Source organism: Flavobacterium sp. LAR06, from assembly GCF_041946075.1.
In the GTDB taxonomy this organism is placed as follows: domain Bacteria; phylum Bacteroidota; class Bacteroidia; order Flavobacteriales; family Flavobacteriaceae; genus Flavobacterium.
This window is the reverse complement of the sequence record NZ_JAUTYT010000017.1, coordinates 35,322-55,724: the sequence shown is the minus strand read 5'-3', so window position 1 is coordinate 55,724 and position 20,403 is coordinate 35,322. Positions and strand designations below refer to the sequence as shown.

Annotated in this window: 23 protein-coding genes; 2 read left to right on the top strand and 21 right to left on the bottom strand. The window is 31.6% G+C overall.

Annotated features, from left to right (window positions below; all coding sequences use genetic code 11):
• Positions 1 to 24 precede the first annotated feature (24 nt).
• The 14 genes from Q7C23_RS20525 to Q7C23_RS20460 all read right to left on the bottom strand — a co-directional run bounded on the left by Q7C23_RS20525 (position 25) and on the right by Q7C23_RS20460 (position 11,879).
• Positions 25 to 312, bottom strand: coding sequence for a DUF6252 family protein (locus Q7C23_RS20525; RefSeq protein WP_375034253.1), 288 nt, complete (start codon positions 310 to 312; stop codon positions 25 to 27).
• Between the two features lie 172 nt (positions 313 to 484).
• Positions 485 to 1,606, bottom strand: a complete 1,122-nt coding sequence (locus Q7C23_RS20520; RefSeq protein WP_375034252.1) for a type II secretion system F family protein — start codon at positions 1,604 to 1,606, stop codon at positions 485 to 487.
• Positions 1,606 to 2,103 (bottom strand): type II secretion system protein J, encoded by a 498-nt coding sequence (locus Q7C23_RS20515; RefSeq protein WP_375034251.1) that lies wholly within the window; start codon positions 2,101 to 2,103, stop codon positions 1,606 to 1,608. Before Q7C23_RS20515 ends, Q7C23_RS20520 begins: the two co-directional genes overlap by 1 nt.
• Entirely contained in the window at positions 2,087 to 2,422 is a 336-nt protein-coding gene (locus tag Q7C23_RS20510; protein ID WP_375034250.1) for a hypothetical protein, read from the bottom strand. Before Q7C23_RS20510 ends, Q7C23_RS20515 begins: the two co-directional genes overlap by 17 nt.
• The gene (locus Q7C23_RS20505; RefSeq protein WP_375034249.1) at positions 2,397 to 3,608 is read right to left on the bottom strand and encodes a hypothetical protein; all 1,212 of its coding nucleotides are present in this window, start codon (positions 3,606 to 3,608) and stop codon (positions 2,397 to 2,399) included. The genes Q7C23_RS20510 and Q7C23_RS20505 overlap by 26 nt, the downstream gene beginning before the upstream one ends.
• On the bottom strand, positions 3,601 to 4,425 hold the full coding sequence (locus tag Q7C23_RS20500; RefSeq protein WP_375034248.1) for a toxin-antitoxin system YwqK family antitoxin: 825 nt from the start codon (positions 4,423 to 4,425) through the stop codon (positions 3,601 to 3,603). Before Q7C23_RS20500 ends, Q7C23_RS20505 begins: the two co-directional genes overlap by 8 nt.
• A 56-nt stretch (positions 4,426 to 4,481) precedes the next feature.
• Positions 4,482 to 4,991: a hypothetical protein gene (locus Q7C23_RS20495; RefSeq protein WP_375034247.1), complete on the bottom strand. Its 510-nt coding sequence runs from the start codon at positions 4,989 to 4,991 to the stop codon at positions 4,482 to 4,484.
• Position 4,992: 1 nt separating this feature from the next.
• Complete coding sequence (locus Q7C23_RS20490; protein ID WP_375034246.1) at positions 4,993 to 5,946, bottom strand: hypothetical protein; 954 nt, start codon at positions 5,944 to 5,946, stop codon at positions 4,993 to 4,995.
• Entirely contained in the window at positions 5,930 to 6,454 is a 525-nt protein-coding gene (locus tag Q7C23_RS20485) for a hypothetical protein (RefSeq protein WP_192185665.1), read from the bottom strand. The genes Q7C23_RS20490 and Q7C23_RS20485 overlap by 17 nt, the downstream gene beginning before the upstream one ends.
• Positions 6,447 to 7,634 (bottom strand): hypothetical protein, encoded by a 1,188-nt coding sequence (locus Q7C23_RS20480; RefSeq protein ID WP_375034245.1) that lies wholly within the window; start codon positions 7,632 to 7,634, stop codon positions 6,447 to 6,449. Before Q7C23_RS20480 ends, Q7C23_RS20485 begins: the two co-directional genes overlap by 8 nt.
• Positions 7,634 to 9,538: a type II secretion system protein GspD gene (locus Q7C23_RS20475; protein WP_375034244.1), complete on the bottom strand. Its 1,905-nt coding sequence runs from the start codon at positions 9,536 to 9,538 to the stop codon at positions 7,634 to 7,636. Before Q7C23_RS20475 ends, Q7C23_RS20480 begins: the two co-directional genes overlap by 1 nt.
• Before the next feature lie 4 nt (positions 9,539 to 9,542).
• On the bottom strand, positions 9,543 to 10,949 hold the full coding sequence (locus Q7C23_RS20470; protein WP_375034243.1) for a GspE/PulE family protein: 1,407 nt from the start codon (positions 10,947 to 10,949) through the stop codon (positions 9,543 to 9,545).
• Positions 10,949 to 11,431, bottom strand: a complete 483-nt coding sequence (locus Q7C23_RS20465) for a hypothetical protein (RefSeq protein ID WP_375034242.1) — start codon at positions 11,429 to 11,431, stop codon at positions 10,949 to 10,951. Before Q7C23_RS20465 ends, Q7C23_RS20470 begins: the two co-directional genes overlap by 1 nt.
• Before the next feature lies 1 nt (position 11,432).
• On the bottom strand, positions 11,433 to 11,879 hold the full coding sequence (locus Q7C23_RS20460; RefSeq protein WP_375034241.1) for a type IV pilin protein: 447 nt from the start codon (positions 11,877 to 11,879) through the stop codon (positions 11,433 to 11,435).
• A 2,056-nt stretch (positions 11,880 to 13,935) separates the two neighbouring features.
• Here Q7C23_RS20460 and Q7C23_RS20455 point away from each other — a divergent pair.
• Entirely contained in the window at positions 13,936 to 15,024 is a 1,089-nt protein-coding gene (locus tag Q7C23_RS20455; RefSeq protein ID WP_375034240.1) for a hypothetical protein, read from the top strand.
• Positions 15,025 to 16,068: 1,044 nt separating this feature from the next.
• On the opposite strand, the gene Q7C23_RS20450 is transcribed toward Q7C23_RS20455, so the two are convergent.
• From Q7C23_RS20450 to Q7C23_RS20425, 6 genes are all read right to left on the bottom strand, one after another.
• Positions 16,069 to 16,308 carry a hypothetical protein gene (locus Q7C23_RS20450; protein ID WP_375034239.1) on the bottom strand — a complete coding sequence of 80 codons (240 nt, stop codon included), beginning with the start codon at positions 16,306 to 16,308 and terminating at the stop codon, positions 16,069 to 16,071.
• 170 nt (positions 16,309 to 16,478) lie between these two features.
• On the bottom strand, positions 16,479 to 17,711 hold the full coding sequence (locus Q7C23_RS20445) for a nitroreductase family protein (RefSeq protein ID WP_375034238.1): 1,233 nt from the start codon (positions 17,709 to 17,711) through the stop codon (positions 16,479 to 16,481).
• 99 nt (positions 17,712 to 17,810) lie between these two features.
• Positions 17,811 to 18,539: a 4-hydroxy-tetrahydrodipicolinate reductase gene (locus Q7C23_RS20440; RefSeq protein WP_375034237.1), complete on the bottom strand. Its 729-nt coding sequence runs from the start codon at positions 18,537 to 18,539 to the stop codon at positions 17,811 to 17,813.
• Between the two features lie 100 nt (positions 18,540 to 18,639).
• Positions 18,640 to 18,714, bottom strand: a complete 75-nt coding sequence (locus Q7C23_RS20435; RefSeq protein ID WP_375034285.1) for a hypothetical protein — start codon at positions 18,712 to 18,714, stop codon at positions 18,640 to 18,642.
• Between the two features lie 141 nt (positions 18,715 to 18,855).
• A complete protein-coding gene (locus Q7C23_RS20430) occupies positions 18,856 to 19,029 on the bottom strand; it encodes a condensation domain-containing protein (RefSeq protein ID WP_375034236.1) in 174 nt (57 codons plus the stop codon).
• Between the two features lie 56 nt (positions 19,030 to 19,085).
• Entirely contained in the window at positions 19,086 to 19,265 is a 180-nt protein-coding gene (locus Q7C23_RS20425) for a phosphopantetheine-binding protein (RefSeq protein WP_375034235.1), read from the bottom strand.
• Between the two features lie 213 nt (positions 19,266 to 19,478).
• Between Q7C23_RS20425 and Q7C23_RS20420 the strand changes: the two genes are divergently transcribed.
• Complete coding sequence (locus tag Q7C23_RS20420; RefSeq protein WP_375034234.1) at positions 19,479 to 19,658, top strand: hypothetical protein; 180 nt, start codon at positions 19,479 to 19,481, stop codon at positions 19,656 to 19,658.
• Between the two features lie 49 nt (positions 19,659 to 19,707).
• On the opposite strand, the gene Q7C23_RS20415 is transcribed toward Q7C23_RS20420, so the two are convergent.
• The gene (locus tag Q7C23_RS20415) at positions 19,708 to 20,403 is read right to left on the bottom strand and encodes a hypothetical protein (protein WP_375034233.1); all 696 of its coding nucleotides are present in this window, start codon (positions 20,401 to 20,403) and stop codon (positions 19,708 to 19,710) included.

Sequence of the window (20,403 nt, the reverse complement as noted above, 5' to 3'; positions counted from 1 at the left end):
TTATGCCCGTAAAAGTTAAAAACATCAAACTATGACATTAGCAATGAAGTCTTTGAAGGCATAAGCCCCAACTTTATTAGATGGAATAGTGATTTGAACAAGACCACCTTCTGCAACTCGGATTGCTGTGATTGAAATATAATCCGAGGCAACAATTGCTTGTACACCGGTAGAAACAAAAGTTTTTCCGTCAAAATCTAATTGTAATTCACCCACTTTCGATATCGTATCAGACGATTCATCATTGTTGCAGGAAATTGCAGATAAAGCCAATGTAATTCCTAATAGGAAAACAGTACTAATTTTTTTCATTTTATTTTTTTATAAGTTATAAAAGCAAATCTATTTCTCTTTATATCTTTCTTATATTCAAATAAGCCATATAAATAAGGATTTAAGTCAATATTGATCAATATCTTTTTGATTAAAAAAATAACACTTTTACAATTTAAAAATAAAGGTATTCATACCAGAATCTAACAAACTATTTATTAATGATTTTACTCAGGTCAAACATTGGAGCATACATAGAAACCATAATTACCCCTACAATAGCGCCAATTACAATGATAATCATGGGTTCTAAAATGACTCCAATCATCTTGGTTTGATGGCTTATTTCCTCATTGTATTGCTCCGTTAATCTTTCAAACATGGTTTCAAGCTGGTTCACTTGTTCAGCAACTTCGACCATCAAAACCATTTTATTTTCAAAGACACTGTGTTTTTTCAAACTTTCATTTAAAGACGCTCCTCTTGTAATGTCTTCTTTTATTTGAACAATGGCCACTTCAATAGGGTAGAAGCCTATCATTTTTGCTGTTAATGTCAGTGAATTGATCAAGGTTGTTTTTGATGTAATCAATAAATTCATCGCCTGACAAAAACGCGAAATGTATATTTTACGGATCAGATTTCCGAAATACGGAATCTTTAAAAGCATTTTAGTGGTAAACGATCTATAACTATCTTTTTCCTTTAATGCCATGTGAATGACAATTAAACCAACTATAACCCCAATAACAACAGAAAAAAACATCCCCGAATGATTCGAAATTTTCAAAATAATTTGAGTGCTTTTTGGCAATTCGCTTCCAAATTGTTTAAAAACAGAACTAAACATTGGAACCACTTTATTCAGCATGAAATACAAAACCAGTATTGTAACAAGCATGACAATTGTCGGATAGGTCATAACCGATATAATTTGTCTTTTCATCTGAATTTTTCGGTTGAAATATTTTTGTAATTCACCTAAAACTTCTTCTAATTTTCTGGTTTCTTCACCAATTTGAATACTGTAATATTCGTAAGCCGAAAACTGATTGGTTTCACGCATCGATTCATAAACACTTCTTCCTTCAACTACTTTTTCTTTGATTTCAAGAATTAATTCTTTCTCGAATTTATTGGCAGATTGATTACTCAAAATTTCCAATGCCTTTTTAAAATCGACTCCAGATCTTAAAAGCATACCCAATTCCCTATAAAAAATTTCCTTTTTCTTGTCAGAAAGTTTTTTAGAGAACTGAAAAGACCCGGTTTCAATCCTGAAATCCTTCTTTTCTGCTTTTGGAGCTTTATATGTGGTTAAATCAAAACTCATTATTTTTTCATTTTTTCTAATAATTCATTCGGATACACTCTTTTGTAAAATCGTAAATCCATTTCTTTTTCGTTTGATTCTATATTTAATTTAATCTTCTGAAAAACAAATTGTTCTGATTTGCTTCTCACTGTATCTACCATCATTTTGTTTAACTTAATTCTGAAAGTATCAATAAAGGTTTCACTGTTTCTTAAAATATAATCGTCTGAAAACTGGTAAGAAACCTTTTCTCCGGTGTAACTATTAAAATCGATTTCACTTTCCGTAACCATCATTTTTTCCTTTTCGAAAATATCTTTGTTCAAACTGTAAGTCAATCGGTTTAAATCATTAACTAATTGATTTTGATTTTTAAAATCCAGCATTCTCCCGTTAATAATCGAAAAAATAACAAACAAAACCCCCATGATAATAGCCGTAATGGCCATACCAACAACTGCTTCTATTATAGAAAAAGCAGGGACTGATTTTGTATTACTATGGATTTTGAACATAAAAGCTTTCCTCGAATTTAAAATGTGTACTGTCTTTGTATTCTACTGAAATTTTTTTCAGATTATCGTTTACCGTTTCTTCTTCTATCAGAAGATTTTCATTTTCACCTGATATGGAATCACTTTCTAATTCAGATAAATAAAAGAGTTCATTGACTTTATTTTGCGTGCCATAAAATTTAGCAGACGTTTTTGGTGTATACACCGATGCAAAAATCAAAACTGCAAAATACAGGCAAACGGAAATTATCGTCAGTGCGATAACTGATTCTAAAATTGAATTGGCAGACAGTTTATAATACCTTTTTGATAACACCATAAGTTGTTTTTTGAGTATTGAACAATTGAATCGATATAAAATAATCCGGACGTTTTTCCGTATTAATTTCAATATTGCTAATCATGTTGTCATAGCTGGAGGCCGCCGTTTTCAGGAAAAAACGATTGGTATAAACAGAGCCGTAAACATTGCTTTTAAGCATTAGTTTTCCAGAGCAGTACAAATCGCCAAAAAGCAATCCATCTTCGTCTATTTCGATTGTATTTTTGTCAATCAGGTGGCTAGCATTACCAAACAAAACTACGGCACCCCTTATTTGACATTCTTTTTTTATCTTAATTTTTGCTTCGGTCTCGCTTTCATTATAAACACAAATTACGGATGGATAATGTAGCGTTACATTTTCTTCGAGCTCAATTCCTTTTGTAGCAAATGCCTGGACAGTTCCTTTAAAACCTGCTTCAAAAGTTATTTTTGGAGCAATTAAAATCACATCTTCAAGAACCGTATTTTTTTTCACCCTAATAGAATCTCCGGATCTTACAATGAAGTTTCCCTTAAATATAATATTCCCCAAATTTGATTGTACCTCAATTTCCTTTGTAGCATTAAAAAAGGAATTATAATACAAAGAATCGTTAGGCTTTTCTATATCAGAAAGTTTTGTTTTTTCTGATTTTAATCCTTGAAATATTTTTTTAAATTCCGGATTAACCTCCGGTAATTGCATTTCTGAAATAGTAATTTTTCCTTCTGCCGTTAGCTTATTTAAATCGTTGTTGATGTACGAAGTTTCAATAAAAGTACTTGGCAATTTATTGTTTCCGATAAGTTTTACACTTCCGGAATAAAACAATGATTTTGAGAAATTGGTCAAATAAACGGCATTTTTGTCGAGATTTCGCGCCCCGGCAAAGTGCACTGAAAAAACAGAGTCGTTTGAAATATAAGATCGTGCTAAAACCAAAGAAAGTAATCCGTATGGTTTTGTTTCATAGCTGCCTTCGATACCTGAATTTTCGTCTTTTTCAATTTCTGCAGGAGCCATTTTATTTCCCAAAGCAAAATTTAAAACCGATTGATTCTGAATATAAAGTTCTTCCTGAAGATTATAATACAGATTCAGCTGGTTGTACAAATTGGAAAAGTACAGCAACGCCCCGCAAATTATAGCTACAATTAAGCAAACATAAATAGCATATAACAAACTATGAGCCTTAACCATTTTTTGGAGCTTTATCTTTCTTTTTGAAAAGATTTTTAAAGAATGTTTCTACTTTAGAATCTTTTTTAGGTTGATTTTTTGCCGCTTTCTTTGCGGCTTTTTGCGCTTTTTTGGCAGCAGCCTCAGCTTCAGCATTTTTTTTAGCTTTTTCTTTTGCTAATGCTTTTTCTTCTTTTGTTTTGGCTTTAAGAGCAGTAAGTTTGGCAGCATCAGAAGTGGCTTCTAATTCTTTTTGAGTATCCTTACTGTTTTCCAGCTTGATATGTTCTTGTTTGATTCTGTATTTTTCAGATTTGGTAAAAGTTTCTTTTTTCTTGACAATTACGCCTTTTTTGTAGGTAGTAATTTCTTTGGTTTCGGCATTGGTCCATTTTCCGGTTTTTAAGCCAGTACTGAATTTTCCATTTTCGATCAACTTTCCGTTTTCATCGTATCGAAAATATTTCCCGGAGCGCAAACCTTTGCTGTAAGACATTCTAGTGGCCAAAACACCGTTTGGATACCAGGTTTTCCATAAGCCCACACGAAGGCCTTCTTTAAACTGTCCTTGTTCTGCCAATTGATTGCTGTGGTAGATTTTAGTAAATTTATCATCAAGCAAATCTCCGGCAATACCGCCCTGAGCTTCATGAATAAGACCGCCTTTAAACCAATAATAAGTTTTTGTGGTTATAGGTTTTATTTTTTTGTCTGTAGTATAAAATTCATATCTGAAATCTTTATCAGAAATTCTTTTGATAGTATAAGGATCGCCGAAAGAAAGCAGAATAAATGCTAAAATGATAGCTGCAAAACGTGGTGTTGTATATGTCTTCAAATTATTATTTGTTTAAAAAATGAATGTATAATATTAATAATGAATACCTAAGACTTTCAAAGCCGTAATCGTATCATTCTTGTTTCGGCATTAAAAAAAACCTCTATTGAATCCTTATACCGTTTTTTAACAACTAGTCCGTTGACAGGATAGTTTAGCTTTAGTTTACTTAATTTTGAATCTATTGTAAGCAAAACCAAATCTTCATTTCTTTCCTTAGATCCGATATAACCATGATAAGAAAGACGTGGCCAGAGAAGGTTTGGATCTCCTTTTGGGACGTTGGGAACAACTACTTTTTTTGCAACTTTATGATAAGAAGTTATAGCCTTTTGTGTCTCAATAACAGTTTGAAATTGTTTGTTTAAAAACGGATCGCGATTTATCTTTACCAGTTTAAAAGTATCTTTATCAGTCTGAGTAATTGCTGCATTATTAAGTTTATTCTGTTTCTCAAGAATCACTTTGTTATTGGTAAATTGACGATTAAGGGCCCGATATCCAACGGTTCCCCAAAGCGCAAGAACCACGATAATAAGAATTATATTTATTTTCTTTTTGTCCATTTTAATTCACGGTAAACTTGAATCCTGCACTATTTGTTCCAATATTTCCGGCGCCATCAACAGCTCTAACTCTCCAGTAATATACACCTGCTACTGAAAATGCATACTGTAATGTGGTTGAATTACTGTATTGTGCTTGAACAATGCTATTGAAATCCATATCGCTCGCAAATTCAATTATGTATGAAACTGGCGATTTGGTATTTCCAATATCTGGGGCAATGCTCCAGGTATATGTAACACTAGAATTGACTGTTTGAGTAGAATTGTCGATAGGAAGAGTGTTTTTTGGCTGATTAGGAATCGTTGTATCGAGATGGAATTTACGCGCTGAATATTGTTTTGTTTCCGTTTCTTCGTTTTTAGCTTTTAACCTCCACTCATATGTTCCATCTGCTAAGGTGGGTAAATCGAGAGTTATTGATGTATCCGTCAAATCAGTTTTAGGATATACTTCCTGGCTGGTAGCAGTATTAACTACCGTCAGACTATAACTTGATGCATTATTAAGAGGCTCCCAACTTAAGGTTATATTGGTGAAATTTACAAATTTATCGTTTTCAGGACTTAATAAAATAACTTGTTGATTGGTTAAATCATTTGGGATTGTTGTCGAAAAATTCGACGGAAATGAATATATGGATTCATAAGCGTAATTTTCTCCACGTACTCTCCAGATATAAGTTCCCGCTTTCAAAGGCAATGTAATACTGGTTTTAGTAGTTAAAGAGTCCAATACTAATACCTGATCAGACTCATATACCTGAATGCGATATTTGTCAGCTCCTTTAAGACTGTTCCACTTAAAGCCAACTACATTACTTTCAATTTTAGCATTGTTTGCAGGAGAGAGAATTTGAATCGTGTCGTCACTAATATCTTCTTCAAGAATATCTTCACAAGAGTAGGTAAGGATTGCCAAGGCAATAAGTATAATTTTATTTATTGTTTTCATAGTTTTGAAAAATCATTTTTAAATGTAAAACTTCAGATTTATTGTTCTTTTTTGTGGTGTAAAAATTCATGCTTACCATTCTTGAAAGATTAAATTTCTTTTCAAAATTATAAGCCAGATTAAGAAGCTGATTGCTATTTCCTGTTACATCCAGCTGATTTGTAATAATATGATAATCCTCTTCAGAAAAGTCATGGATTGGTTTTAAATCGCTGATAGAAACCTGAGGCGAATTTTCAGAAGCAAAACTGACAATACCCTGTTGGACCATTTCTTTTGAGACTCCTTCTTTTCCCATTATCTTGTCTAAATAAGCGATATCTTTAGTCAGACCGTTTGTGTTTTTTGCCTTTTTATTGATATCATCTGCTTTTTTTGAAAGTGTTCGATATTCTGTAACTACATCGAATAAAGCGTGAAAGGATCTTTTATATGCTGTAATCGACAATAAAAAAAAGAGCGCAATCAGTGCGTAAAATTTTTGTTTATAAGAATAGTTTTCAAACATTTTTTAGTGTTATTTTTATTTCAAATATTGATTTGTTTTTCTTGTCTTTTTTTAAGCTAATGATTTCGAAGCGTTGCAGCCAATCCATTTTTTTTAAATTTTCCAGCCAATTATTAAACGATGATTCCTGAAAGGTTTCACCTTTGATAATGATAATTTTACTATCGAAAAAAGCTTTTTTACTTTCTTTATATTCTTCTTTTAACGGAATAATATTCAATCCATTCAAAGAAATATTTGATGGAATTGATTTGATGATTTCATAACCATAATAAGAGAGAAATTTTGATGATAAAACTCCTGATTCCTTTAAAATGTTTAATTTTTTTTCTTTTTGAGCTTCTAAATCTAATATCAACTGATAGGATTGATTAGAGTATACCGTCTGGAGATTCAGTTCAGAATTTTTTGTACCATAATATTGAATTAGAAAATAACTTACTAATAAAGTAGTGAGAAAGCCAGCAAGCATTGTTATCCCTAATACTCCAAAGGCTTTTTTATAAATTAATTCCTCACTGTTTAAAGAAGCATTAATCGTTTTTGAAACATCTTTTGGTTTTACAAAAAAATGAATAATCGCGCCGTACAGAGGTAAAAAAATGCTTGATACTGTTTCTTCTCCAACTTTATAGTCCTCAATTTTAACAGCTTCATTTTGTTTAGAAAAACTTAGAAGTTTGTCATTTTGAAATTCCAGACGTAAATCAGTTGAAAGTAAAACTTCTTTTTGCAATGCTGCATTAAGCAATGCAGCCAGAAACGATCCAATATAAAGGTCTACAACTTCAAATCCATTTTTTTTAAAGTTTGAAATCGTTTCTTCAACAATGCTTTTTCTGCAAAAACTGATAAAGTTCGATTTGAAACCTTTTAAATCAGTATAGTAAATAGCATTATGGTCTATGTTTTTTTGCCAGTTTACATCGGTTTCATTTTCATAATCAATTTCTTTATTCAAAACACCTTTACCTTCCATTACTATTAAAAGCGGTATTTTTTTATCGGCTGTTTTGCTTAGTGTTTCAAAGCTTTCAAAACTTTGCTGAGAAATAATAGAAATCTTGTTTGCTTTCTTTTTTACGGTCAGCAAATTATAGATTTCGTAATCTTCTTTTTTGATTACGCCAACGACATTTATGTCATTCAGTTTTATGAATTTAGATAAAGTTGCTAACATTAATAAATAACTGTTGGTTTAATAAAAATATGAAGTTTAGAATCGCTTTTCCCTTTTTTTCTACTGCTGAAAAACCATTTTATAATAGGAATTCGTGATATTAAAGGAGTTCCTGATCCTGAATTTTCTTTTTTCAATTCATCCAGCCCTCCCAATAAAATCATCTCTCCGTTTTTAACTCTTACCAATGATTCAAATTTTTGAGTTGCTTTTCCCGGAGGAGCATCTTCACCAACCCTGGCCAAGAAAGAACTTTTTTCTACAGCTATTGTCAGGGTTACGTTTTCATCTGTAGAAACATAAGGTTTGATTGATACGCTCAAATTAGCATCAGTAGATTTCCATGTTCCTGAGTTCAGGATATCATTTCCAATATTACTGTTAATTAATCGATTGTTTTGTTCAAAGTAGTAACTTGTTTCTCCAATTGATAATTTAGCTTCATGTCCGCTTATTGTCGCAATTTTAGGAGTAGATTCTATTTTTAAAACGGAGTTGTTTTCAAGAAGTTTCAGATTAAGATAAAATGATTCTGTCACTTTTCCGAGTTTAAATAGACCAAAACCGTTAAAAGCATCTATCAGACTGTTTACAGAAGAACCGTTTAAAGTAACATCTGAACTTGGAAAAAGTACGCCGCCAGTTTTAACAGAATTTATCTTGTCTAAACCTGCTTTCATCCCGGTTTGAATATCATAAGATTTATTGTATTGAACAATAATAACTTCGATTTGTACCATTGGCACAACTTTGTCAATTTGTTTAATATAAATTTTTAATTCTTCCAGAATAGAACGTGATCCGGAAACAATTAATCCGTTTAATTCAATAAATTCTTTTATTTCTAGTTTTTCAGAAAACACTTTAGGCAGTGTAGATATAATCGATTCAATGGATCTGTTTTCTAATTGGATCAACTCGGTCATTCTTAATCCTTCTGTAGCTTCCTCTCCAATTAAATATAAGTTATCCTGTTTTTTAAAGGTGTATTTTTTTCCTTTAAAAATATGGGCTAAAAGGTCATCGAAAGTGATGTTATCTGCTGAAAGTGTTGTTTTTTCGTTTTCAGGTTTATTGTATAAAAAGTAGTTAATGTGAAGTTTTTCAGCCGCTTCTGTTAACAGGTCTGAAGCATCTGCGATATAGGCATTGACTTGTAAAAAACCAGTTTTGTTGATATTAACTTCATAAAATCCTGGAACGCCAAGACTAACTTTAGGCTGTTTTGCTTTTGGACCATTAGACTGAATAGCAGCATTTGCAGCTGTATTTTTTTGTAAAAAATAAAAACCGTTATCATCTTTTGTAGCTGATAAATCATTTGATTTAGACATCATTTCAATAACCTGATCAAACGGACGATTTAAAATGTAGGCTGAAACCCTGATGTTTTTTATATCTGGCCCTAATATTAGATTTTTACCGGATTTGTCTATAATTGCTTTTGCTACTGCTGACAGCGTATCATTTTCAAGCCTTACAGATAAAAAATCATTCTGCGAATTATACGTTACATCAATAACTTTGGGCTGTTTCTTTTCTACTACGGCTATAATTTTTCTTTTCTTGAAAATGACAATATTATTCATAAAAGAAACCTCCAAGTCATATTTTTGAACCAGGTGAATAAAAACATCTTTGACTGTAACATCAAAAAAGTTATTGGCAACTGGCTGATTTAATTCTGTATCAATATCGACATTCAATTGATGCTCCTCGGCAATCGAAGAAATAAAATCATGTAATGTGAGTCCTGAAACATCAATTTTAATAGTCTCGTTTAATCCCTTTTTTTGTATTGACAATTCGTCAAATTTTCTACTTAATTCAACAATATCTTGCTGTGCTACAATAATATTTGTGAAAAATAACGCAGCTAGTACGTAAACAACCTGTTTAAGCATTATATTATATGTTTATTAAAATTGAATATATTTCTTCTAGAGAAGTCTCTCCTATGGCTAAGATCTCAAATGCTTTTTGGGGCAGAGATTTATAATTTTTGTCATTGCTATATAATTTTGTAATGGTATTATTCTTAATTGCTTCGGTAATTGTGTTATCAATATTTAAAATTTCATAAATGGCAGTTCTTCCTTTGTATCCGGTATGAAAACATTTATTGCATCCCACAGGTTTGTAATAAGAAGAAATTTCATAAGGAAATTTAAAATTCAAAGGAAAATCTTTAGGATTGCAAACGGTTTCTTTTTTACAGCTTTCGCACAGTTTTCGAACCAATCGCTGGGCTACTGAGAGATTTAAGGTTTCGGCAATCAAATAGGATGGAACTCCCATATCAATTAGTCTCGAAATTGTTCCAATCGCCGAGTTGGTGTGTATTGTTGACAAAACTAAATGTCCTGTTAACGAAGCACGAATAGCCATTAAAGCCGTTTCTGAATCACGAATTTCTCCTAACATAATCACATCAGGATCCTGTCGTAAAAATGATTTTAGGGCAGATGCAAAAGTTAGCCCGATGTCTTCTTTTAATTGTACCTGATTAATTCCTTTCAAAGTATATTCAATAGGATCTTCAACCGTTACAATGTTTCTGCGACTATCATTTAATAATCTTAAAGTAGCATAAAGTGTAGTTGTTTTTCCTGAACCGGTTGGACCACTTATCAAAATAATCCCGTTTGGTTTTTTTACGGCCTCTAAATAACTTTCGAACTCTTCTTTTTGAAGTCCTAAAGTGTTCAAATCAATATTAGAAGCATCTTGTCCTAAAAGACGCATTACTATTTTTTCGCCAAACAATGTAGGAAGAATCGAAACCCTTATATCAAAAGATTCATTGGTAATTCTACCGTCCTGCGGCAATCTCTTTTCTGTAATATTTAATTTGGCCTTAATTTTAACTTTATTGACCAGCTCAAGATAATTATCGCGTTCTATTTTGTAACGTTCAATTAATTGTCCGTCGATTCTAAAACGAATTCGGGACGAATCTTCATAGACCTCAAAATGAATATCACTGCATTTTAATGATTTTGCTTCCGTCAATAAATTTTCCAGAAAATCACCTTTGTCAACATTTAGAGATTTATTAGATGATAGGGCACGTTCTTTTCGATAATAGATAGACAATGCCTTTTCTATTTCGTAAGCATCTATAGGATAAAAAATAACATTTTTTCCTAAAAAAAGCTCCAATTCTTCTTTCGCATCTTCATTATTATTAGAATCATCAACATATAATTCTAAAGTATTTTCAGAAAAAGATTTTGGTAATATTCTATATCGATTTGCAAGGTCATTAGAGACCATGTGCTGAACCTCAGGAAGAACTATGATATCTTGTGTCATTATAATAAAGTTATCTTTTGAAAGACTAAAAAACTGTCTTTGAGTATTACAATGCATAAAAATAAAGCCGAGAATCCTGCTAAAGGAACCGTTTCTTCTTTAATGAATTTCTTCAATGCAAATTGCAGGATGATGGCAAACAGAAGTGACAGAACAAAAAAGAGAATGTAATTTTTTAATAAAAACAAAGGAGCAATAGCCACATAAAACAATAAGTCGCCCAATCCAAAATAGTGCTGGAAAGGGTTTAGAAATCCTTTAGATTTCACACTCATGTAGATCGTTAAGATGCTTAGTGTAGTTAAAAAGAAACCAGTATTAAAAAGTACGATCTCTAATAAATCGTATTTTTCAACTGCAATCATAAAGAATGAAATTGCAAAAATAAGGAGCGGTAAAATCACATGTATTTTTCTGAATTTCCAATCCTGAATAAAGACAATTGCTAAACAAAGTAATAAAATTGCTGGGGCTGTTTTCAATTTATTCTTTAGTTACTTCAGTTAATATTTTTTTGCTGTCGATTTCCCAGGTATTGAAACTACCATCACTATCAAGATCTGAAGTAGCGGTGGCACGAGCCGAAAAGGAATCGTTTGATGCTTCTAAGATTTCAATTTTGTAAACCGCCTGTCCGCCTTCGTCAACTGTTTTTTCCTGCTCAAAACCAATTTCTTCTAAATTGCCTGAATATTTTGAATGTCTGTAGAAATAACTTTTTTCTAAACCATACACCTGATTAAGCATCGCCTGCGCTTCAATAGCTTTTGCCTGACCGATTACTGAGGTTTGATTTGGCAGCACCATTAGCAGCAGAATGCCAATGATGCACAAGACAATTAAAATCTCGGTTAAAGAATACGCTTTAACGTTAAGTTTTTTTGTTAACTGGGGGTGTCTATTTATGTTGTTTAATTTCTTTATACTCATGGTTATTAAGTTTTTACTTATTCAGGCGGTTAAATAGTACTTGGTTACATATTGTTATGGTGTAATACGGACAGATAAATTAGTCCAGATGGGAATTACGTTCCGTTGTGATAAAAATGTTATCCTAAAAAATGAAAATTAGCAGTTTGTCGTTCATATTCTAATACCTTATAACTGCGGCTCAGGGTAATATTGTCTGATAGCGTAGCACACTATGTGTTTTTTCATTTAAATTTACCCGTTTTAAAAAAAGAGTTCCTAAAGTCGGCAGGACCTTAAGAACTCTCTGGTAAAATATGAAGGAAATTTTTATTTTAGCAAGCCATGCCTAAAGGTTATGCAAATCTCTATAGTATATATCTTTTTTCAAGTCGTAAAAAGACATAAAAATAACACCATATGGCTTTTTTTTAAGTAAAACGTGCCAAGCCTGCGGCCTTCCGACGAGCTTGGAATTAGAAAAACCCTATACTATTATACTTGTTTTAAATCTTCAATGGCAACCTCGTAATAGATGAATAAAAAACAATATCTGTACAGCGATATCGATTCGGATATAAAGGAAAAATAAGTAGCCCATTTTATGTGCAAATTACAATACATAAAAATCAAAAAAAATCAAAAAAAAAAAATCAAAAAAAAGAAGAATCAGATATTGAAGCCATGAATATTTTTAGAAATTGTAATAAAACCTATACTGATGTTTTTATGTCTTTATTTGGTTAAAAAGCTTAAGTATCTTTCTGACATTTGCCGGCCACTAATTAGGTTAGCGTAAATTTGGATAATTTCAAAATGCCTACAGTGTGAATCGTTTGGCTTTTTTTTTTATTCCGGGCGTTAGTGAATTAATTATAAGAAACTTAATGAAACAAAATGGAGAAAATTTTATTATTATTATTATTATTTATTGGCTATGGTATTATTGGATGCTCAAATGATAACACCTCTGAATCACCAGAGGTATCAACCAAAATAATTAAAATAGCTAAACAAAATTATCTAACATAATTAATTTAGACAATGGTTCCGAATCCTACAATAGCTTAATTAAATGTTATTATTATTACGATGATGAGAATTTACTAATAAAAAAAAAGGACTCTATAAAAACAAACGGGAATACCATAGTTAGAGAGACTATTTATAATTACAAAGATGGGTATCTTATAAAAATCAAAAACAGCATATCAGAAGAGTTGTTCACATATGAAAAAGCTGTGCTAGTGCAATTCGAAGATAGTAATCGTATAGAAAATATACGAGAAATGATATCGGTAAAATAACCTCAATAATACAAAAAAGCGAGGATAATAGTAGTATTTATACAATAAATTATAGTTACGATTCTAGTGGAAATGTATTGTTTGTAGTTAATACAAATAATAGCTCTAGCGGAGAATATGAATATGATAATAAAAAACTCCATATTTATTGCTTGGTCAAGTAGTAAATCATAGAACTCTGGATTCAAACATAAATAATACAATAAAGAATACAAGCGTCCCTGTTGATATTTGTGTATTTGAATATATATAAATACAATGACGAAGACTATCCTGTCGAAATAAAAAGAACAAATAAAAGGCTTGGTTTTACAACTGAAATAATACTAGGTTTATATATTAACAATTAACAGAAAGAAGCCTCGATAGTAGGGGACTCAACTTATTTTAAACAACAATTAATAAATGAAATAATGTCAAGTATGAAAAAAATTAGAATATTACTATTAATCCTGATGACGGGGTTTGTAGCGTTGACCAGCTGCACTGAGGTTGATGAAGTGTCATCGAATGAAATGACATCTTTGCAATTTGCATTTACACAAAAAATACGTTCTACCGATCTTTTACAATTAGAATCAACTCCTGCTAAAGTATTAGTTACATTAAGCGCTGCTGACGGGACTACTGCATTTGACGGGTACGTAGATTTATTAAACTCAGGAGGTTCTTACTTATCAGTCCAAATACCTATTCCCGTGGGTAAATATGAATTAACTCGCTACATAGTAGTTGATGCACAGAACGTTGCTATATACATCACCCCGATTATGGGCTCTCCTGAGGCCAAACATGTAGAGCGCCCTCTGCCTATTATGATATCTTGCAACAAAGATCAGGTTACTACTGTTACTCCTGAAGTATTAAGTGTAGGAGATCTTACTCCTGATGCTTTTGGATATTTTACATTTAGCTTTGAAGTAATAGAAGTGTTGAAAGCAAAAGTGGCAACATATTTGGACAATATAATAACATCTGCGAATCTGAAGATTTATGCTAATGATGCTGATGGGAGGGAATTATTTTCAGGGGATTTAAATGCTTCTTTAAACACTATCAAAGTAAAAGGTGATACTAACTTTACTTATTATATCGTCGTATCCAAACATGGTTTTAGTGATATTGTGCTTACTAAAACATACAGTGAGATGAAGGATTATGAAACTAATCCTTTAATAATTACATTCAGAACTATGCCTATATTGCCAAAAAGAGCTGAAAGGAAGATAGTTGGTCATCCTCATTTAACATATTTTTACGAATATGACGATAATAACTCAATAATAAAATGGAGAGCATATCACGGTTCAATACAAATACCTAATGAAAGCGTATTTCATTCGCAATGCATATTTGAATATAATAGCAATGGACATGTGTTATCCAAAATATTTAATTCAGTGGATGAGTCAACTACATACTATCCTAATGCATCTAATTATGTTAATGTTCTGGAAGGAACAAGATCCTGGAGATATCACCTGGATGAGCAAAGCAGATTATCTACTGTTGAAGCACCGACTATGAGTCGACCTGATCATACTTATTCGTATGATGTTTTAGGAAATCTTGCAAAGGTACAATCGGCATATCATTCAGACGAGCACAGAACCTATAGGTATGAAAGAAACATCACGCATCCATTTTATAACCTGAATACTACTTATCTATGGGAAAAACAATTTATACTACAAAGTATGAACTTAGGCTTTAACTATGCAACTGGGATAGGGATGTTTACTCAATATGAATACAGAGCGAGTGGAGTTTCAGTTAATGATGATCCGATAATAATAGAACAGGATGGCTTAGTATCAGAAATTCAGGTTACAAATGGAACATATAAGTTCTTCTATTAAAGATTAATTTGAAAGATAGTAAAGGGGTCAAATCCGGCACTGCATAAATTTTATAGCGCCTTAAACAGTTTAGAAAAATTTGAAAAAGGGACAAACTTCTTCGATAATATAAGTTATCTGGATAATTTCTTTTCGGAATATAGAAATATCACCTTTGTGCTGCAAAAATCTTTGGCTAATACTTTATTCATGCCTAGGTATTAAAAGTTGCGCGATCAGTACCTAGTTAATGATGTCGGTAAATGGTTTATAGAAAAGCGGATCGAGGTACTTAAGCAACAACCCTCTAATCCGGAAAAACGCATTGTAATTAGTATCTATTCCGGTCAGACTTTGTCACTACCTGAATTAGTTTTTGCCATTGATAATGATGTTGAATTTCAACGATAGTCGATTCGCTGCGGACGACATTTATAAGCTTAGGTCAATTAGAAGTGATGTTTTCGGCAGAGTTTTTATTTTATAAATATGGTCATAGTGAAGATTTATATGATAATTTGATTTTAGGAAAACAGATTTCACAAAGCATCACAAAATAAAACAAAGAATCCCAGTTAAAATATTATAAAACAGTATTTTAACTGTGACTCTTCTTTTTGTTTATATAGCTTTATTTACAGATAGTTTGTTTCTTTTGCACCATTATTGTACCACGAAGAAAAATCCGCTTATGGAATATTTTCGGCGAAATTACGACACAATGCGACACAAAATTAGTCACATTATGAGTTCTAAAATTGAGATTATCACAATTTGTGAACACCGCAAAAAGCAGTTCACGGACAGAAGAACTAGAACAGGATTTTGTTCAGAAATTTGTAACAGTCGACGTTATAAAGCACTAGTGCGTGATGGAAAAGTAGAGAAAAGCAATAACGAAACCCTTCAAGCTTGAACACAGATTTGGAAAAAATAAAGCCGCTTGAGTTTCTAAAAACTACTCAGGCCAGCGTTCTTTTCAGGATTAGCAGAAGTACTATTTACAGGTTAGTTAACAGACATTTAGACATCGGAAAGTTTGGAAAGCGAACGTTATCCGCAGATTCAATATTCATAATTCAATATTTTTAGATTTGTTTTTATCAAAAAAAACAGTAACTTGGTGGTGACGCCGATCAATAGTTTTTTGTTTTTCGGAAATATATAAAATCCTTTAATTTTAAGATCTTTATAATCAAATTCCGGAGCTGGGTCATATTCTATTAATAATTGATTTTTTTTTGCAGTAAATTCTATTTGGCCAGCTCCTCCTGGTAAGATTATTACATCATATTTGCTATTCATGTCCAAAAATTTATTCACTTCGATAACAACACCATTATCCAAATGTAAACGCCCCAGGACACAGGACACCAATTCTATATCTAAGCCTTTAACCTTGAAAAAACATCTAAAGGACCAAACAAATCTAAATCCGTCATATTATCAAATACTAAAAAGCCTATTTTCATTTTTTATTTTTTATCAGTTAAAAGCACATTCTCTTTATCAAATTTATGACCTATGTCTTGGTTTTCTCCTAGCGCAACTACATATAAAATTTGCATTTTGTTTAACTGGAAAGACTGTTTCAATCGCTCTTCGTCAAAAGCACCAATACTACTTATTCCTAAACCGTTTATACTGCATGAAAGATATAAGTACTGTGCAAATAATGCTGAGTTTATAAAACATTCAGTATACATGTCTTTTGAAAAGGAATTTGAAAATTCTTGACAACAGAAAAATACTAATGCATTTGAATTAGAAACCCAGTCCTGTCTTATGAATGTTTTAATTATATCAGAATCAGGATCTTTTAAAATCTGACTACATTCAAACACACCTTTTTTTGGATTATACGTGTACAGCCCGTCAGGAACTGAAGTATTTCTTAGCAAAAACATAGGGCTAATCTTGTTAGAATCACAGATACTGTAGTCAAGATTAAAAGAACTCATGGGCGTTTTAAAAACTTCCTCTAAAACTGAAATCTCTATTTTCCTGTCAAAAAAATTATTTGAGGAGTATCTGTTAATAATAGCTTTACGGATTGACCGAATATTAATAAGTTCTTTTTTATTTTTTTTTGTTTTAAAATATGATCCATCATTCCCCATTACTTCCCAGATGCTATAACGAAAATGATTAAAAGTGCTGAAATTATTTAAGGAATCCATATAATCTGATTTAGTTAATTGGACATCGCTTTGCATTGCCAAAAAAGCAACAGGTTCCAGTCCATTACAAAGATTACTATGATTTTTTAAAAACATTTTTTTGTTAAATCTTGAAATTAATAAAGGATCGAAACCCAAAGCATTTGCATAAAATAATGTATTAGATAATGCATGACATGTATCTATTAAGGAATAGATATTTCCTCTCATACCGTATTTACTTATACTTTTTTGAGGATGAGATAGAAAAAGTATACTCATATCCCTCATATGGAGTCCAAAATCATTTTTATCAGAATTAGTTTTACTGTCTATGTACTCAAAAGTCCCCTCCTCTATTACATATTTATAAATACAAAAAGTATTTTGTTCTCTCTTTAAATACACAAGCACTTCAATAGGATAAAGTGCACCAGCCGAAGGTGTAGTTTTACGCCAAGAAAACATTCCCTCTCTATTTATATAAAAATCTCCATTTAGACCGTAACCAGTCTTTAATATCCCTAATAGTAACATTTTTGCATCCATACTATTACATAATTTATACAAATATTCATTTTTTCTTTCTTCTTTTATATTGACGAAATATTTACATGTTAAAATTTTATTTTTTATCACATCTATTTTTCATATCGAATTCAAGTTAAATAAGTCTTTCATTCCATACATTCCTGCCTGGGAATTTTGAAGAAAAGCGACGGCTTTTTCAATAGAAGGAACGAAAGTTTTCCTATCTAATATCTTATGTACTAGATCTATTCTTTCCTTTATACCATGTAAATAAACAGTATGTTCACTGACACCATCTCCAATTCTTGTATAAGATATTTCGCTTGATTTCGGGTCAAGATGCTGAAGCATCCTAAACAACTCTAATGCTGTTGCACTAGGGCTGTCCAGTTTATTAGAATGGTGAAAATCATGTATTCTTGCATTCCAATTTTCTAATTTTAGGCTTAAAACAATACCGAGCATTTGTTGAAAAATAAACATCCCTTCGCTAAAGTTTGACGAATGAAAAATTTTCATTCTTTTACTTAAATCATTCATCAATTCAAAATCAGATGTATTAAGTCCGCTCGTACCTATTATTAATCCATAACACCTAGTTTCTTTAGAAAGCTCTGTAAGCAATTTAGAAGTTACTGAACGATGAGAAAAATCCAGTATTGTAAACTCCTTTTCTTCAATTTCAGATAAAGAATTAAAAACTTTTTTTTCATTAAATAGTTGGCTGTCCGCTGATTTTTTATATGACAGATAACCTAGTACTTTATAATTAGAATCCTCCTGAAATGTTTCGTATAAAAGTTTAGCCATTTTTCCATTTTTTCCAATCAAAATAATATTTTTCATTTGTTTAGATTTAGTTGATTAAGGCTTCAGATATCAATTGAGACATTTCCTTCACTTTTGGAATACTAAATAATTTAAGTAATGAAATATTGACATTGAATTATTTTTTAATTTTAGAAGCTAATTGAATTGCGGGTAATGAATGTCCTCCTATATCATAAAAATTATCTTCCAGATGAATTTTCTTTATGCCCTAAAACCTCTCTCCATTATTTTAATTATTTCTAATTCAATAGAATTAAAGCTGGAAGTTACTTTAAAATTATACTCTGAAACAGTGAGTATTTTTTGTCTAAGTTCCCTTTTTTCATTTTGCCTAAAAAACCGTTCTTAAAATCTCATGTTTCGTAATTAGAACAATGATAACATTAATAAACATTTCAATATTTATGGTGCCTTTCAACTGTAAAGAAAAAGGAATATTATACGTCTGTGAAGAATCTGCAAACTGACTTAATATCCAGAAACGCTGTTGTACATAAGAGTGCATAATCCTCTGAATTTAGCTAATAGTTCTTTCTAATTCTATTGTTTTACTTGCTTGCATCAATAACATTTGATCCTCAACTGCTGTAATCGAAAATAATTCCTTAAATGATAGTTGAATCCGAAATTCCTTTTTAGTAACGGTTGATGAGCTACCTTTAAACTATGTCCTGCTAATTCAAAGAAGTTATCCGTAATACCTACTCTCTCTACACCTAATACTTCCTGCCATATCTCCACAATCTTTTGTTCAGATCCTATCTATGGAAGTCCTATAATAGCGGAACAGCTAAGGAGAAAAGAATATCAAAAAGGAGAGTTGCTAAATTGATGCGTCTCAGTATTTCAAATATATCGATTAAAAAGCATTCACCAATACGTATTTATACCTATTTATTAAACCATTATAATGGTTATACATACTTTTACATAGGATCTAAATAACAAATTACCATGGAGCCATTTACTTTTGACCTGACACTTATAAGAATGAAAAAGCTTTATGATAAATTAGAGCATTTGGAAAAACTCATTGAAAGAATCTCCCTTACCGGAGAAAATCAAGATGAGCTACTAATCATTCAAGAAACATCAAAACTTTTAAATCTATCGGTGTCAACAATCTATAGTTAGACAGCGTAGGACTGGTCAATTGGAGATTAGAACTTATTTCTGATTATTTTTATTTACCAGCAGCGTTTTTAAAACCAGAATTCTCAATGACTATCTTTAAGTTTTTTTCTGGCGCATCAAGAACTGTTTTTGCAGCATACTGTGTTCCGTCTGGTAGATCACTGTAGGTAATATCGAACTGAACCTTCTTATTGGGGTCATCTATAGAAGTGCTGACCTCTGCACTGATTATCTTTTGCTTAGACTTGTCGATCGAAATAGAAAGTATATCGCCCGGCTCATTATAATCAGGAAAACTAAGTTTAAACTTGGTATTAGGTTTTAAAATTTGAATGTTGGTTTTGCCATTTTCATATATTCTTTGAATTTTTTGAGGATCTGGCGGTAAGTACGTCTTAATTTTGGAAACAGTTAGCTTGGCATAATCCGACATTTGCTCTTTTTTCTTCTCTATAATTTTACCGCGAATTCCTCCCTTTTGCTTCGTCTGAGTCGACACTCCAGTTTCTACTTTAATAAGTGTGCCATCTACAGCATAATAACACTGCTTTTGCTGCAGCGATTTTTGTTCTCCTTTTAAAAAGATAGTGGTAGTTTCTATCCACTCGTAATTTTTCAAACTTACTTTACTATCAGTCAGATTCTTCTTGATTTGAGCAACGTTTGCTTTCACATCTGCCTGAGCATAATTTTTTGCAATTCCACACATAAAGAGCAGAAGTAACATTAAACTTAATTTTTTCAT